Below are 13,297 nucleotides of genomic sequence, written 5' to 3'. Positions count from 1 at the left end.
TACGCAACCTCGCAGGCATTACACGCCACAAAGTTCGCACCATACACCCCTAGGCCGCTCTCATAAAACCTTGGAAGGTAGCCTGGGCTCAACCTGCGCCCAATGCGTCGCATCCTCGCGGTGGGCTTGCAGGTACGGCAACACCGCCGCCAGCAAGGGTGCCTTGAACGCCTCCTGGAAACGATGGGCCAGGCCCGGAATCAAGCGCAACTGGCTGCCCTGGATATGCGCCGCCAGATGCACGCCGTGCATCACCGGCAGCAGCGGGTCGGCCGTGCCGTGGACCACCAGGGTCGGCACCCGCAACTGGTTGAGCAAGGGTACCCGGCTCGGCTCGGCAAGAATCGCCATGATCTGACGTTTCACGCCCTCGGGGTTGAACGCCCGGTCGTAGGACTGCGCCGCCTGATGCAGTAGTGCCTGGCGATCATCCTTGACCTCGGGGCTGCCCAGGGCCGCCAGCAAGTCGGCCTGTTGCTCCAGGGCCACTTCGCGGTTGGGCGCGCTGCGCCGTGACAGCAATTGCACCAGTGCAGCATTGGGTGCCGGCAGGCCTTCGGCGCCGGAACTGGTCATGATCAGGGTCAGGCTTTCCACGCGCTGCGGCGCCATGGCCGCCAGGTGCTGGGCGATCATCCCGCCCATGCTGGCCCCCAGCACATGGAACTGGCGGACCTGCAACGCATCCATCAACCCCAGGGCGTCGTCGGCCATGTCGGTCAAGGTGTAGGGCGCGGCCACCGGCAGGCCCAGTTTGTAGCGCAGCACTTCAAAGGTCAGGTTGGCGCTGGCAGGCGCCTGGCGCCAGGTGGACAGGCCGACGTCACGGTTGTCATAGCGGATCACCCGAAAACCTTGCTGACACAGGGCGACCACCACCTCGTCGGGCCAGTGGATCAACTGCCCGCCCAGGCCCATCACCAGCAACAAGGCCGGATCGGAAGCACGACCAATGCTCTGGTACGCCAGGCTCACCTGGTCCAGGTCGACCCGTTCAGTCGGGACATTGACATCACATCGAGAAGCCGCAAACGACGGCAGGCCGAACAATAAGGCGGCCAGTAAAAGCAACACGCGCATGAAAAACACCGAAACGCAGAACCCCAGTAGAGCGCGAGTCTGATGAAGTTTGTTCAAGCGCGCTGCCACAGTTACGTGACAGTTTGATGAAGAGCGCCCAGCGGTCATGGTCGACAGCGTTGGCAACATGAGACAAACTCACGCTATCCGAACTTGTCACAAATTGTCTTCATGGAGAGCCCGTGCTCGAAATCCGTCATCTCAAGACCCTGCACGCCTTGCGCGAAGCCGACAGCCTGGTGGAAGCCGCCGAGCGACTGCACCTGACCCAGTCGGCACTTTCGCACCAGTTCAAAGAGCTGGAAGAGCGCATGGGCATGCCGCTGTTTGTGCGCAAGACCAAGCCCGTGCGCTTCACCAGCGCCGGCTTGCGTCTGCTGCAACTGGCGGATGCCACGCTACCGCTGCTGCGCGGTGCCGAACGGGATATCGCCCGCCTGGCCGGAGGCACTGCCGGACGCCTGCACATGGCGATCGAATGCCACAGCTGCTTCCAGTGGCTGATGCCGACCATCGATCAGTTCCGCGATGCCTGGCCGGAAGTAGAACTGGACCTGGCCTCCGGTTTTGCCTTCGCCCCGCTGCCGGCCCTGGCCCGTGGTGACCTGGACCTGGTGGTGACCTCCGACCCACTGGAACTGGCGGGCATCACCTATGTGCCGCTGTTCACCTACGAAGCGATGCTCGCCGTGGCCAACCAGCACGCGCTGGCGAACAAGCCGTATATCGTGCCCGAGGATCTGCTCAGCGAAACCTTGATCACCTACCCCGTGGAGCGCGACCGCCTGGATATCTTCACCCGTTTCCTGGAACCGGCCGATGTCGAGCCGGCCCAGGTCCGCACTTCAGAGCTGACGGTGATGATGATGCAGTTGGTGGCCAGCGGCCGCGGCGTATGTGGCATGCCCCACTGGGCGCTGCATGAGTACAGCTCGCGAGGCTATGTGAAGGCCAAGCGGCTGGGGGAGAAAGGGCTGTTCGCCACGCTGTACGCCGGGATCCGTGCCGATATGCTGGATGCGCCGTACATGCGCGACTTTTTGCTGACCGCCAAGGACACCTCGTTTTCGACCCTGGACGGGGTCAGCGCGGTGCGTTGATTGTTTATGCGCTGCGCCGTTGCTCCAGCATCAGGCGCACCGCCAGGGCCGCCAGCACAAACCCCATGAAGTAGCGTTGCACCGCCAGCCACGTGGGGTTGTGGATAAACCAGGCGGCGATGCTGGCGGCGCACAGCGAGATCAGCAGGTTGACCACAAAGCTGACGCTGATCTGGGTAAAGCCCAGCATCAGGCTTTGGGTAAAGACCGAACCGTGCTCCGGGGTGATGAACTGCGGGAATACCGACAGATAGAACACCGCGATTTTCGGGTTCAATGCACTGGTCAAAAAGCCCATGGTCACCAACTTGCGTGGCGAGTCAGCAGGCAGTTGCTGGGCTTCGAATGGCGAGCGGGCGCCCGGCTTCACGGCTTGCCAGGCCAGCCACAACAGGTACAGCGCACCGGCCCATTTCAGGACTTCATAGGCCATTGGCACCGTGAGAAAGACGGCGGTCAAACCTGCGGCCGCGGCGAACAAATGCACAAAGAACCCTGCGACCACCCCCAGCAACGACGTCACCCCGGCCTTGCGGCCCTGGCAGATCGAACGGGAAATCAGGTAGATCATGTTCGGCCCCGGCGTCAGGACCAACAGCAGCGAGGCGGCGGCAAAAATCAGCAAGTCATTGAGGGGGATCACGGGTCAGTCCTTTGCGCCCGACAGCTCAGGCAGTGGTGGTCAGCGATGCACGATAGAACGGCAGGATCAGGTCACGTGTCAAGGGTGCCAACTGCAGGCCGCCGTCGCCCGCCGGGTCGATCCAGCGCACTTCCTCGATCTCGGCAGCGGGGGTTACCGGTACGTCGATACGCACCTCAAACAGCTCGGCCTCCACGGTAAACCCCGGCTCATTGGCCGCCGGAGCCGAGAAGTGGCCAAGGTAGTGCGCTTGTGCCGGATCGATACGCAGCCCCAGTTCTTCGTGCAGCTCACGCGCCAGGGCCTGCGCCGGTTGCTCGCCCGCATCGATCTTGCCGCCCGGCTGCATAAAGGCCTGGGTGCCGCGCTTGCGCACCAGCAGGGTCTGGCCGTTGCTGCCGATCAACAGGGCGGCGGCGATGCGGATGGTCTTGGACATGAAATAAACGCCTTGGAGTAGAGGCCGCAAAGGATCACACGACTCCCCTGCTCCTCGCAATCGATGTAGGAGCGAGCTTGTCTCCGGGCGGCGTTCCGACGAAAAACTTACAGGCGCCGCATTCGTTCAGTAAGCACGCGTTATCGTTGACGTTTTTCGCGAGCAAGCTCGCTCCTACAAGGTCTGTGGCTCCTCGGGCTCCTTGATAAACACGCTGTATTTGGCGCCTTCCATGGCTTCGAAAGCGATCAACTTGTCCACCAGCGGCAGGTTCAAGACCTTGCCCGCGTTGAGCAACAACATGCCGTTATCGGCATTGAGGTTGCGCGCCAGGACCATGCCCTCGGTCAACTCACGAGTGCCCAGCACTTTGACCGTCGGGTCCCCCAGGGTCACGTCACTGAGAAACGCCGCACAGGCCTGGACGAAGTCTTCCACCATGTCCGGGTCATACAGGCGGCCTGCGTATTTGCGGATATACAGCAGCGCCTCGTCGCTGTTCATCTGCCGTTCAAGAATCAAGCCGCGTTGCAACTCGATAAAGTCCACTGCCAGCTTCAACAGACGCGAACCAACAGGGATCGCCTCGCCCTTGAGGTGATCGGGGAAGCCGCTGCCATCCCAGCGTTCCTGGTGATGGCGGATGATGCGCGCTGCATCCTTCATCGGTTCCAGGGTCATCAGCAGCGATTCGCTCTGGGTCGGGTAAGACCGATAAAGCTCGCGGTCGGTGCTGTGCAGCAGGTCAGCGGGGGCGATCATCATTCTGTCGGTCCAGCTCAACTTACCGACGTTGTAGAGCGCCGCAGCCATGGTCAGGTCGCGCACACTGGACTCATCCATCGCCTGGGATCTGCAGTAGACCCGGATCAATTCGATCAACGGGCGGTTGGTCTGCTTTTCCTTGGGCAGCCGCAGGTTGGCCAGCAGGGAAAACACTTCGGTGCCGGTCACGTAGCTGCGCTTGAGTTCATCGTAGGCCAGGTCAAGCATGTCGGCGGTCTGCTGCAGCTCGCTGGTGCGCGCGAGCACGCGTTTTTCCAGGGTGGCGTTGAGGGCCTTGAGCTGATCATTCTGTTGCCGGGTCAGTTGCTCCAGGCGCAGCCGCTCGCGGTCGGAATGCTGGTGCTCCAGGGACTGGCGCAACACCAGGAGCATCTCCTCATCGTTCCAGGGCTTGCTGATGTAGCGGTGGATCTGTCCTTCGTTGATGGCCTTGATGATCATCGTCAGGTCAGCGTAGCCCGTCAGCAGGATGCGCGACGTCGCCGGATACAGACGGTGGGTCTCGGCCAGCAACGTCGCCCCATCCATGACTGGCATCCGCGCGTCGCTCATGATCAGGTCCACGGGCTGGGTGGCCATGATCTCCAGGGCCTGGGCAGCACTTGCAGCCAGCAATACTTCATAAGGCTGGCCACGCAGCAGGCGGCGCAGGCTGTTGAGGATCGATTCTTCATCATCGACCAGTAGAACAGTGGGCTTGTAGGGGGGAACTGTAGCGAGCTGCTCATCCATGGCGACACCTGCTAACACTTGAACTAAATTGAACCCTGACACCCGCAATCGACTGTACGCAGTACTGGCCCAGGCAGACAGCGCACGCTATCAAAGGGTGAACTGCCACTGATTTGACGCCAACTGGCCGACGAATTCAAGGGAGCCGACTACGCTTGAAGGTGAAGTCCGTGATTGACTCACCCAACCCAGCCATTGAGGAAAGGAAGCCTTATGCGCCCATCCACTTTGTTGCGCGCCAATGGGTACACGTCATGACGCTTCGGCCCGAAGGGGCGAACCGACGTATTCTGATCGTCGACGACACGGCGTCGATCCATCAGGATTTTCGCAAGATCCTCTGTGCCGAGGCCATTGCCGACCAGACGCTGGAGAGCATAGAGCAAAGCCTGTTCGGCACTGCACCAGCCACCCACCAGCGTTATACCCTGGACTCTGCGTACCAGGGCCAGGAAGCCCTCGATTTGGTCACTCGGGCACTGGCTGACGACGCACCGTATGCCCTGGCATTTATCGACATGCGCATGCCGCCGGGATGGGATGGCCTGGAAACCATCGAACAGCTATGGAACATCGACCCCAACCTGCAAATCGCCCTGTGTACGGCCTATTCCGACTACTCCTTCGAAGCGATTGAAGCCCGCTTGAAGTTCAATGATCAGTTGCTGATCCTGAAAAAGCCGTTCGATCACCTGGAGATCCGCCAGATGGCCAGTGCCCTGACCTGGAAATGGCAGTTGGCACAGGACGCGTTACTCAAAGTGTTGGGCCTTGAGCGCATGATCGAAGAGCGGGTCCAGGAGTTACTCAAGGTTTCGCACTTGTTGCACTACGATGCTCTCACAGGCCTGCCCAACAGCACGCTGCTCGGCGACCGGCTGACCCAGGCCATTGCCCTGGGCCGGCGCCACGATACGCAACTGGCGGTGATGTTTATTGGCCTGGACCGTTTCAAGCGCGTCAACAATGCACTGGGCTACCCGGTGGGTGACCAGGTGTTGCAACAGATCAGCGAGGATCTGCTGGCAACGGTGCGTGAATCCGACTCGGTGTTCCGCTATGGCTCCGATGAATTCATGATGATCCTCAACGACATTCATCACCCTCAACAAACCATGAGCATTGCCGAGAAGATCCTCAAGGCCCTCGGGCGTACCCGCCATGTCGCAGGCCATGACCTGCGCGTCACCGCCAGCCTTGGCATCAGTATTTACCCCAATGACAGTTTCAACGCCGTTGAGTTGATAAAGAACGCGGAAACCGCCATGCATAACGTCAAGGAGCACGGGCCTGGCAACTTCAGCTTCTTTATCGAAGACATGAACCTGATAGCGCGCCGGCAACAAACCCTGGAGACCGCGATTCGATGGGCCCTGGAGCACGACGAGTTTGTCTTGCACTACCAACCGAAACTGGACTTGAAAAGCGGGCGAGTGGTCGGCGCTGAAGCGTTGATTCGCTGGTATCGTCCCGAGCATGGCTGGGTTTACCCGTCCGCCTTCATCCCGGTGGCCGAAGACAGTGGCCTGATCGTGCCCTTGAGCCAATGGGTATTGCACCAGGCCTGCACACAGGCACAGCGTTGGCAGGCGCAGGGGTTGGCGCCCATTTGCGTCTCGGTGAACATCTCGGCCATCGACTTCCGTCAGCGCGACTTTGTCCCCAACCTTGCCGCCACACTTGAGCAAACGGGCCTGGCGCCCGCACTGCTGGAGTTGGAGATTACCGAAAGCGTGCTGATGCAAAACGTCGAGGACACCGTTGCCACCCTGCGCGAAATCAAGAAGATGGGGGTAAGGCTGGCCATCGATGACTTCGGCACCGGTTACTCCAGCCTCAGTTACCTGCGGCGCTTTCCCGTGGATGTGCTAAAAATCGACCAGTCGTTTATTCGCGGCATGGGCGAAAGCACCCAGGACATGCAACTGATCAGTGCCATTATCAGCCTGGGCAAAAGCCTGGACCTCAATATCATTGCCGAGGGCGTGGAGACAGTCGAACAACTGGAGTTCCTCAAGGCCCGCAACTGTGAGGAAGGCCAGGGTTATCTGTTCAGCAAAGCCGTGGCGGCCGAGGATTTTGCCCTGCTACTGGAAACAGGCCCACATCATCTGATGCCCGGTCAATGATCCTCAGCTCACAAGGAATTGAAGTTGAGCAATACACCACTGCGTTACCCGTCGGCACCGGTCATAAGCCTTGTATCCGGTGTATGGCTGGGCAGTTGCGCGGTATTCGCCGCGCCGCTCGATGAGCCACTCAAACCCCTGCCTGCAACACCGGTGCTGGATGCATCCCGCGTTGAACTGGGGCGTCGGCTGTTCAATGAGACACGCCTGTCGATCAATAACACCCTGTCTTGCGCCAGTTGCCATCACCTGGACAAAGGCGGCGCCGATGACAAACCCTTCTCCCTTGGCTTCGACGGCAAGCCAGTGGCGCTCAACACCCCCACCGTGTTCAACGCCAGCCTGAACTTCAAACAGTTCTGGAGCGCCCGGGTGGACACTCTGGAGGCACAGATCCAACAAGTGGTGACCAGCCCTGCAGAAATGGGCAACGACTGGAAAACCGTAGTCGCTACGCTAGCCGCAGCACCTGAATATCAACGCGCATTCAGCCTGGCCTACCCCGACGGCGTCACTGCCGCCAACGTGCAGAATGCCCTGGCCACTTACGAGCGCACCCTGATCACGCCCAATTCACGTTTCGATCAGTACCTGCTGGGCAACACCGATGTCCTCAGCTACGACGAAAAACAGGGTTACCTGCGATTCAAGGAGTACGGTTGTATTGCCTGTCATCAAGGGGTCAATATCGGGGGCAACATGTACCAGAAGTTCGGTGTGATAAAGGACTACTTCGAAGCCCGAGGCAATCCGATTGAAGCCGACCTGGGGCGCTACCTGGTGACCCTGGATGAGGACGATCGCCATGTGTTCAAAGTGCCGAGCCTGCGTAACGTCGCCGTCACCGCCCCCTACTTTCACGACAGCTCGGCCAAGACCCTGGAAGAAGCGGTCGACGTGATGTTCGAGTACCAGTTGGGGCGTACACCTTCGGCAGACGACAAGACTCGGATTACCCTGTTCCTCAAGACACTGACGGGTGAATGGGAAGGCAAACCGCTATGAAGCTCAGTCGCCGCTCCAGCCTGTCCCTGCTCGGCGCCATCACCCTGGTGCTGGCCTCGATACTGGTATTTTTATACGTCAAATCCTCGTCTGAGCAGAGCACCACCTACACACAGTCCCGCGACTTGATCCGCCATATCAAACAATTGAACGCACAATGGGACAGCGAGGTACTCAAGGCCCGGATAGCCCTGACCCACAATTACGACCCCCTGGTCGCGCCGCTCAACGAGATGAACAGCCTTTGGGCCGAGCTGGAAGCGCGCGAGTCCTTGCACCAACATACCGATCCAGGCAACTGGCAAGCTGTGCAAAACAACTATCGGGAGGCGGTCCAGGAAAAAGCGCGACTGGTAGACCAGTTCAAATCCCATAACGCGTTGTTGCGCAACTCCCTGGCTTTCCTGCCGACCGCCGAGGACGATATCCAGGCGCAATTCGGCCTGCTGGACGCCAACAAACGACTGCAATTGCAAAACATTGCCACCGACACCTATGACTTATTGCTCAGCAGTCTTGAGTTCGCTCTGGTCACCAGTGACGACAAGGCCGCCGAGATACTCGTCGGGCTGAACAAACTGACGATCAACAAGGAACTTCTGCCCGAGGACTTCCAGGCTCCGGTGGAGATCCTCAGCAAGCACATCGCCCTGATCCTGCGTGAGCAACCCTTGGTCAACGGCGTGCTGGAGCGCATCGCGGCGATACCGCTGCCCGAGCAGTTGGATGATCTGACCAACCAACTCAATCAGGATCAACGGGTCGCCGACCTGAGCGATCAGAAATACCACCGCTACCTGCTGGTGTTTTCGACGTTACTGATGCTGGTGCTGGTGTACCTGGCCATTCGCCTGTTGCGCAGCTTTGCCGAGATCAACCGGGTCAACCGGGCCTTGCAGACTGCCAACGAAGGCCTCGAACAACGGGTCGAGGAACGCACCCGGGAACTCAGGGACGCTCAAAGCGAGTTACTCGACAGCGCCCGCCAGGCCGGCATGGCAGAAATTGCCACCAATGTGTTGCACAACGTCGGGAACGTGCTCAACAGCGTGAATGTGTCTGCCGACCTGGTGACCCGTAAACTACGGGCCAGCAAGGCCCTTGGGTTGGGCAAGGCCATGCAGATGATCAACGAACACCCCCATGACCTGGGCGCCTTCCTCATGGAGGACGAAAAGGGCAAATTGCTGCCGGGGTATTTGAACCAATTGGTGGACGCCATCGCTGTCGAGCAGCAGGGCATGGCTGAAGAATTGGCACAATTGACCAAGAGTGTCGACCACATCAAGGATATCGTCTCCACCCAACAGTCCTATGCTGGCGCCTCCAAACTGCTGGAGCCCGTGCATATCAGCGCCATGGTCGAAGACGCGCTGCGCATGAATTCCGGCGCCTTGAGTCGCCACCATGTCACGGTGGTCAAGGACTATCACCCGGTGCCCGAGGTCATGGCCGACAAACATCGGTTGCTGTTGATTCTGGTGAACCTGATCAGCAACGCCAAGTACGCCATGTCCAACCTCAGCGACCGGCCACGCCAGATAACCCTCACGGTCCGCGCCCTGGATGACGACACGTTGCAGATCAGCGTCAAGGACGAAGGTGAAGGCATCCCCGCAGAAAACATGACGCGGATCTTTACCCACGGTTTCACCACCCGCAAGGAGGGTCACGGTTTTGGCCTGCACAGCTGCGCCCTGGCCGCCATCGAAATGAATGGCCGCCTGACCGCACACAGCGACGGACCCGGCCAGGGCGCCCTGTTTACCTTATATATTCCTCTTGAACGTGCCGAGAACTGACCATGCCCTCTCTCCACAACCGGCGCATTCTGTTGATTGATGACACGCCGTCGATCCACGAAGATTTTCGCAAGATCCTCATGCCGCCCGTCGAACAGAACCCAGCGCTGGACGAACTAGAAAGCACGCTGTTCGGCGCAACCGCCGCCCCCCTCGCCCAACCCTTTGAACTCGACTCGGCCTATGGCGGCCAGGAAGGCCTGCAACAGCTGTGTAGCGCTATGCAACACGACCGTCCCTACGCCCTGGCGTTTGTCGACATGCGCATGCCCCAAGGTTGGGATGGCGCCCAGACCATCGAGGAACTTTGGAAAGTCGACCCGGACCTGCAGGTGGTGGTGTGCACGGCTTACTCGGATTATTCCTGGGAGGAGCTGCTGTCACGCCTCAAGGCCCACGACCGGCTACTGATCCTGAAAAAACCCTTCGACAACATCGAAGTCCAACAGATGGCCAATACCCTGGCTACCAAATGGGACATGGCCCGCCGCGCCAACCTGAAAACCATTCATCTGGAGCAGTTGGTGGAACAGCGCAACCAGGCATTGCAGCTGGAAATCGATGAGCGCAAGCAACTGCAAAGCCAATTGATCCAGTCGGAGAAACTGGCCTCCCTGGGGCAGATGGCTGCCGGGGTAGCCCACGAAATCAATAACCCCGTAGGTTTTGTCAGCTCCAACCTCGGCACACTGGACGGTTACTTCAAGCAGTTGCAACGGATGCTTGATGCCTATCAACAGGCCCAAGAAGCATTACCGCCTGGAGCATGTATTGAGCAATTGAACGCCCTGCGCAAAGATCTGGACTTGGACTTTCTCAAGGAAGACATTCCGATCCTGATCCGGGAGTCCAAGGACGGGATCGCTCGTGTGACGCAGATCGTCAAGGACCTGAAGAACTTCTCCCGGGTCGATAATGACGAGAATTGGCAATGGGCGAACCTGCAGCACGGGATCGACTCGACCCTGAATATCGTGGCCAGTGAACTCAAACACAAGGCGGATGTGATCAAACACTATCAGCCACTGCCTGACATCGAATGCCTGGCTTCACAAATCAACCAGGTGGTGATGAACCTGGTGATCAACGCAGCCCAGGCCATGGGGTCGGAGCGCGGCACAATCACCCTCAGCAATGGCGTGGAGGGCGATCAGGTCTGGCTGGAAGTGGCAGATAACGGCTGCGGGATTGCCCCTCACAGCCTGCAGAAAATCTTCGACCCGTTTTTCACCACCAAGCCGGTGGGTGAAGGGACGGGCCTGGGGCTTTCTCTGTCCTACGGCATCGTCAAAAAACACCATGGGGAGATTTCAGTGAGAAGTGAAGTCGGCACGGGCACCACATTCCGGGTGGTGCTGCCGATCCGGCAGACTGCGGCGTGACACCCGCCGCGCCTGCCATCGGTCAGGCCTGGGCTTTCTTCGGACTCGAACCAAACGAAGCAAATCGCTTGTTGAACCCGGCAATCCGCCCTTCAACCTGGGTCTTGCGCTGCTGGCCGGTGTAGATCGGGTGGGAAGCGCTGGACACGTCGAGGGCCATGTAGGGGTAAGTGTTGCCGTCGGTGTGTTGGTGGGTACGGTCCGTGTCGACCGTGGAGCCGATCAGGAAGAACACATCGGCGGCAGTATCGTGGAACAGCACTTTGCGGTAGTCAGGATGGATACCAGCTTTCATGGGGCCTCCGAGGGCGTCTGGGTAGATTTAATACGTTATACAGTAACGCAATATTGCATCCAAACGAGAACGGATTGCAATACCGAAATAGACAGCGGTTCTCTGCGGTTGCCCCGGCAAGGAACTCCCCCGTAAGCTGGGACTCCGTGAGAGAGCACAGGCATCCATAGCCTGGAGATCCTTGTAGGAGCTGGCTTGCCAGCGATAGCGCCACCAAAAACGCCATCGCCAGCAAGCCGGCCTCTACAGGTCATAAAGAGTCCGAACCCAAGGAAACCGTATGAGCCTGTCCTTGCTTAGCCGTTATGCATTTTTTGCCGTGTGTGTCATTTTCACCCTCGCCAGCCTCCCTTTTATCCAACACGAATGGCTCTGGCCGATTACCCTGGTGACCGGCGTGCTCAGCCTGATCGGCGTGTTCGACCTGCTGCAAAGCCCCCACGCGGTGCGCCGCAATTACCCGATCCTGGGCAATATCCGTTACCTGGTAGAGGGCATCCGTCCGGAAATCCGCCAATACCTGCTGGAATCCGACAGTGACGCCCTGCCCTTCTCCCGGGCCCAGCGCTCGCTGGTGTACTCACGGGCCAAGAACGAAAGCGCCGACAAACCCTTCGGCACCCTGATCGACGTGTACCAGTCGGGCTTCGAGTTCATCGGCCACTCCATGCGCCCGGCCCCATTGAGCGACCCCAGCGCGTTCCGCGTGATGGTCGGCGGCCCGCAGTGCACGCAGCCGTACTCGGCGTCGGTGTTCAATATCTCGGCGATGAGTTTCGGCTCGTTGAGCGCCAACGCCATCCGCGCGCTCAACCAGGGCGCCAAACTCGGCAACTTCGCCCACGACACCGGCGAAGGCAGCATCAGCGCCTATCACCGCGAAAACGGCGGCGACCTGACCTGGGAACTGGGCAGCGGCTACTTCGGCTGCCGCACCAGCGACGGCCGCTTTGACCCGGAACGTTTTGCCGTGCAGGCGCAAAACCCGCAAGTGCGGATGATCGAAATCAAGATGAGCCAGGGCGCCAAGCCCGGCCATGGCGGGATCTTGCCCAAGCACAAGGTGACCAAGGAAATCGCCGAGACCCGCGGCATCCTGATGGGCGAGGACTGCATCTCGCCGTCACGCCACAGCGCGTTTTCCACGCCAATCGAGCTGATGCAGTTCATCGCCCAGTTGCGTGAACTGTCCGGCGGCAAGCCGGTGGGCTTCAAGTTCTGCCTGGGCCACCCGTGGGAGTTCATGGGGATTGCCAAGGCCATGCTGGAAACCGGGATTCTGCCGGACTTTATCGTGGTCGACGGCAAGGAAGGCGGCACCGGTGCCGCGCCCGTGGAGTTCACCGACCATATCGGCGTGCCCCTGCGCGAAGGCCTGCTGTTCGTACACAACACCCTGGTGGGCCTGAACTTGCGCGACAAGATCAAGCTCGGCGCCAGCGGCAAGATCGTCAGTGCCTTCGATATCGCCAGTGTCCTGGCCATCGGAGCCGACTGGGCCAACTCGGCCCGGGGCTTTATGTTCGCCATCGGCTGTATCCAGTCACAAAGCTGTCACACCAACAAATGCCCGACCGGCGTGGCCACCCAGGACCCCTTGCGCCAACGCGCACTGGTGGTGCCGGACAAGGCCCAGCGCGTGTTCAACTTCCACCGCAACACCCTCAAGGCCCTGGCGGAAATGCTTGCGGCGGCAGGCCTGGATCATCCATCGCAATTGTCGGCCAAGCATTTGGTGCGCCGCATGTCTGCCACCGAGATCAAGCTGTTCTCACAGTTGCATGTGTTCCTCAAGCCAGGGGAGCTGTTGACCGGCGAGGTGAACGGCGAGTTCTATTCGCGCATGTGGCAAATGGCACGGGCCGACAGTTTCGAGCCCCATGAAGAAGTAGCTGCTTGAAGGA

11 protein-coding genes are annotated in these 13,297 nt (G+C 59.8%); 6 read left to right on the top strand and 5 right to left on the bottom strand.

From position 1 onward, the window contains the following. Positions 1–60: 60 nt before the first annotated feature. Positions 61–1,080, bottom strand: a complete 1,020-nt coding sequence (locus tag FJD34_RS05070) for an alpha/beta fold hydrolase (RefSeq protein ID WP_032859923.1) — start codon at positions 1,078–1,080, stop codon at positions 61–63. Between the two features lie 182 nt (positions 1,081–1,262). On the opposite strand from FJD34_RS05070, the gene metR reads away from it, so the two are divergent. Then, the gene (gene metR, locus FJD34_RS05065; protein ID WP_032859924.1) at positions 1,263–2,180 is read left to right on the top strand and encodes a transcriptional regulator MetR; all 918 of its coding nucleotides are present in this window, start codon (positions 1,263–1,265) and stop codon (positions 2,178–2,180) included. 4 nt (positions 2,181–2,184) lie between these two features. Here the strand turns inward: metR and FJD34_RS05060 are convergent, their stop codons facing one another. The 3 genes from FJD34_RS05060 to FJD34_RS05050 all read right to left on the bottom strand — a co-directional run bounded on the left by FJD34_RS05060 (position 2,185) and on the right by FJD34_RS05050 (position 4,780). Further along, positions 2,185–2,823, bottom strand: coding sequence for a LysE family translocator (locus FJD34_RS05060; RefSeq protein ID WP_032859925.1), 639 nt, complete (start codon positions 2,821–2,823; stop codon positions 2,185–2,187). A 25-nt stretch (positions 2,824–2,848) separates the two neighbouring features. Beyond that, on the bottom strand, positions 2,849–3,262 hold the full coding sequence (locus tag FJD34_RS05055) for an NUDIX hydrolase (protein WP_032859926.1): 414 nt from the start codon (positions 3,260–3,262) through the stop codon (positions 2,849–2,851). A 174-nt stretch (positions 3,263–3,436) separates the two neighbouring features. Next, positions 3,437–4,780 (bottom strand): HD domain-containing phosphohydrolase, encoded by a 1,344-nt coding sequence (locus tag FJD34_RS05050; RefSeq protein ID WP_090291924.1) that lies wholly within the window; start codon positions 4,778–4,780, stop codon positions 3,437–3,439. Positions 4,781–5,034: 254 nt separating this feature from the next. Here FJD34_RS05050 and FJD34_RS05045 point away from each other — a divergent pair, with 254 nt between their 5' ends. The 4 genes from FJD34_RS05045 to FJD34_RS05030 all read left to right on the top strand — a co-directional run bounded on the left by FJD34_RS05045 (position 5,035) and on the right by FJD34_RS05030 (position 11,098). Next, positions 5,035–6,909, top strand: coding sequence for a putative bifunctional diguanylate cyclase/phosphodiesterase (locus FJD34_RS05045; protein ID WP_090291927.1), 1,875 nt, complete (start codon positions 5,035–5,037; stop codon positions 6,907–6,909). A gap of 63 nt (positions 6,910–6,972) precedes the next feature. Beyond that, positions 6,973–7,914 carry a cytochrome-c peroxidase gene (locus tag FJD34_RS05040; RefSeq protein ID WP_223232721.1) on the top strand — a complete coding sequence of 314 codons (942 nt, stop codon included), beginning with the start codon at positions 6,973–6,975 and terminating at the stop codon, positions 7,912–7,914. Beyond that, positions 7,911–9,716 carry a DAHL domain-containing protein gene (locus FJD34_RS05035; protein WP_032859929.1) on the top strand — a complete coding sequence of 602 codons (1,806 nt, stop codon included), beginning with the start codon at positions 7,911–7,913 and terminating at the stop codon, positions 9,714–9,716. Before FJD34_RS05040 ends, FJD34_RS05035 begins: the two co-directional genes overlap by 4 nt. A gap of 2 nt (positions 9,717–9,718) precedes the next feature. Continuing rightward, positions 9,719–11,098 (top strand): ATP-binding protein, encoded by a 1,380-nt coding sequence (locus tag FJD34_RS05030; RefSeq protein WP_032859930.1) that lies wholly within the window; start codon positions 9,719–9,721, stop codon positions 11,096–11,098. A gap of 22 nt (positions 11,099–11,120) precedes the next feature. Here the strand turns inward: FJD34_RS05030 and FJD34_RS05025 are convergent, their stop codons facing one another. Beyond that, positions 11,121–11,393, bottom strand: coding sequence for a type B 50S ribosomal protein L31 (locus tag FJD34_RS05025; RefSeq protein ID WP_032859931.1), 273 nt, complete (start codon positions 11,391–11,393; stop codon positions 11,121–11,123). Between the two features lie 280 nt (positions 11,394–11,673). Between FJD34_RS05025 and FJD34_RS05020 the strand changes: the two genes are divergently transcribed. Beyond that, positions 11,674–13,293, top strand: coding sequence for an FMN-binding glutamate synthase family protein (locus tag FJD34_RS05020; protein WP_032859932.1), 1,620 nt, complete (start codon positions 11,674–11,676; stop codon positions 13,291–13,293). The last annotated feature ends 4 nt before the right edge of the window (positions 13,294–13,297 follow it).

This window comes from Pseudomonas brenneri (assembly GCF_007858285.1).
GTDB classification, from domain to species: domain Bacteria; phylum Pseudomonadota; class Gammaproteobacteria; order Pseudomonadales; family Pseudomonadaceae; genus Aquipseudomonas; species Aquipseudomonas brenneri.
This window is presented reverse-complemented; position numbering and strand designations above follow the sequence as displayed.

Coding starts and splice junctions, on each gene's coding strand:
- FJD34_RS05045 (WP_090291927.1), top strand. CDS start 5,035: ATGACGCTTCGGCCCGAAGGGGCGAACCGACGTATTCTGATCGTCGAC.
- FJD34_RS05055 (WP_032859926.1), bottom strand. CDS start 3,262: ATGTCCAAGACCATCCGCATCGCCGCCGCCCTGTTGATCGGCAGCAAC.
- FJD34_RS05030 (WP_032859930.1), top strand. CDS start 9,719: ATGCCCTCTCTCCACAACCGGCGCATTCTGTTGATTGATGACACGCCG.
- FJD34_RS05070 (WP_032859923.1), bottom strand. CDS start 1,080: ATGCGCGTGTTGCTTTTACTGGCCGCCTTATTGTTCGGCCTGCCGTCG.
- FJD34_RS05020 (WP_032859932.1), top strand. CDS start 11,674: ATGAGCCTGTCCTTGCTTAGCCGTTATGCATTTTTTGCCGTGTGTGTC.
- FJD34_RS05025 (WP_032859931.1), bottom strand. CDS start 11,393: ATGAAAGCTGGTATCCATCCTGACTACCGCAAAGTGCTGTTCCACGAT.
- FJD34_RS05035 (WP_032859929.1), top strand. CDS start 7,911: ATGAAGCTCAGTCGCCGCTCCAGCCTGTCCCTGCTCGGCGCCATCACC.
- FJD34_RS05050 (WP_090291924.1), bottom strand. CDS start 4,780: ATGGATGAGCAGCTCGCTACAGTTCCCCCCTACAAGCCCACTGTTCTA.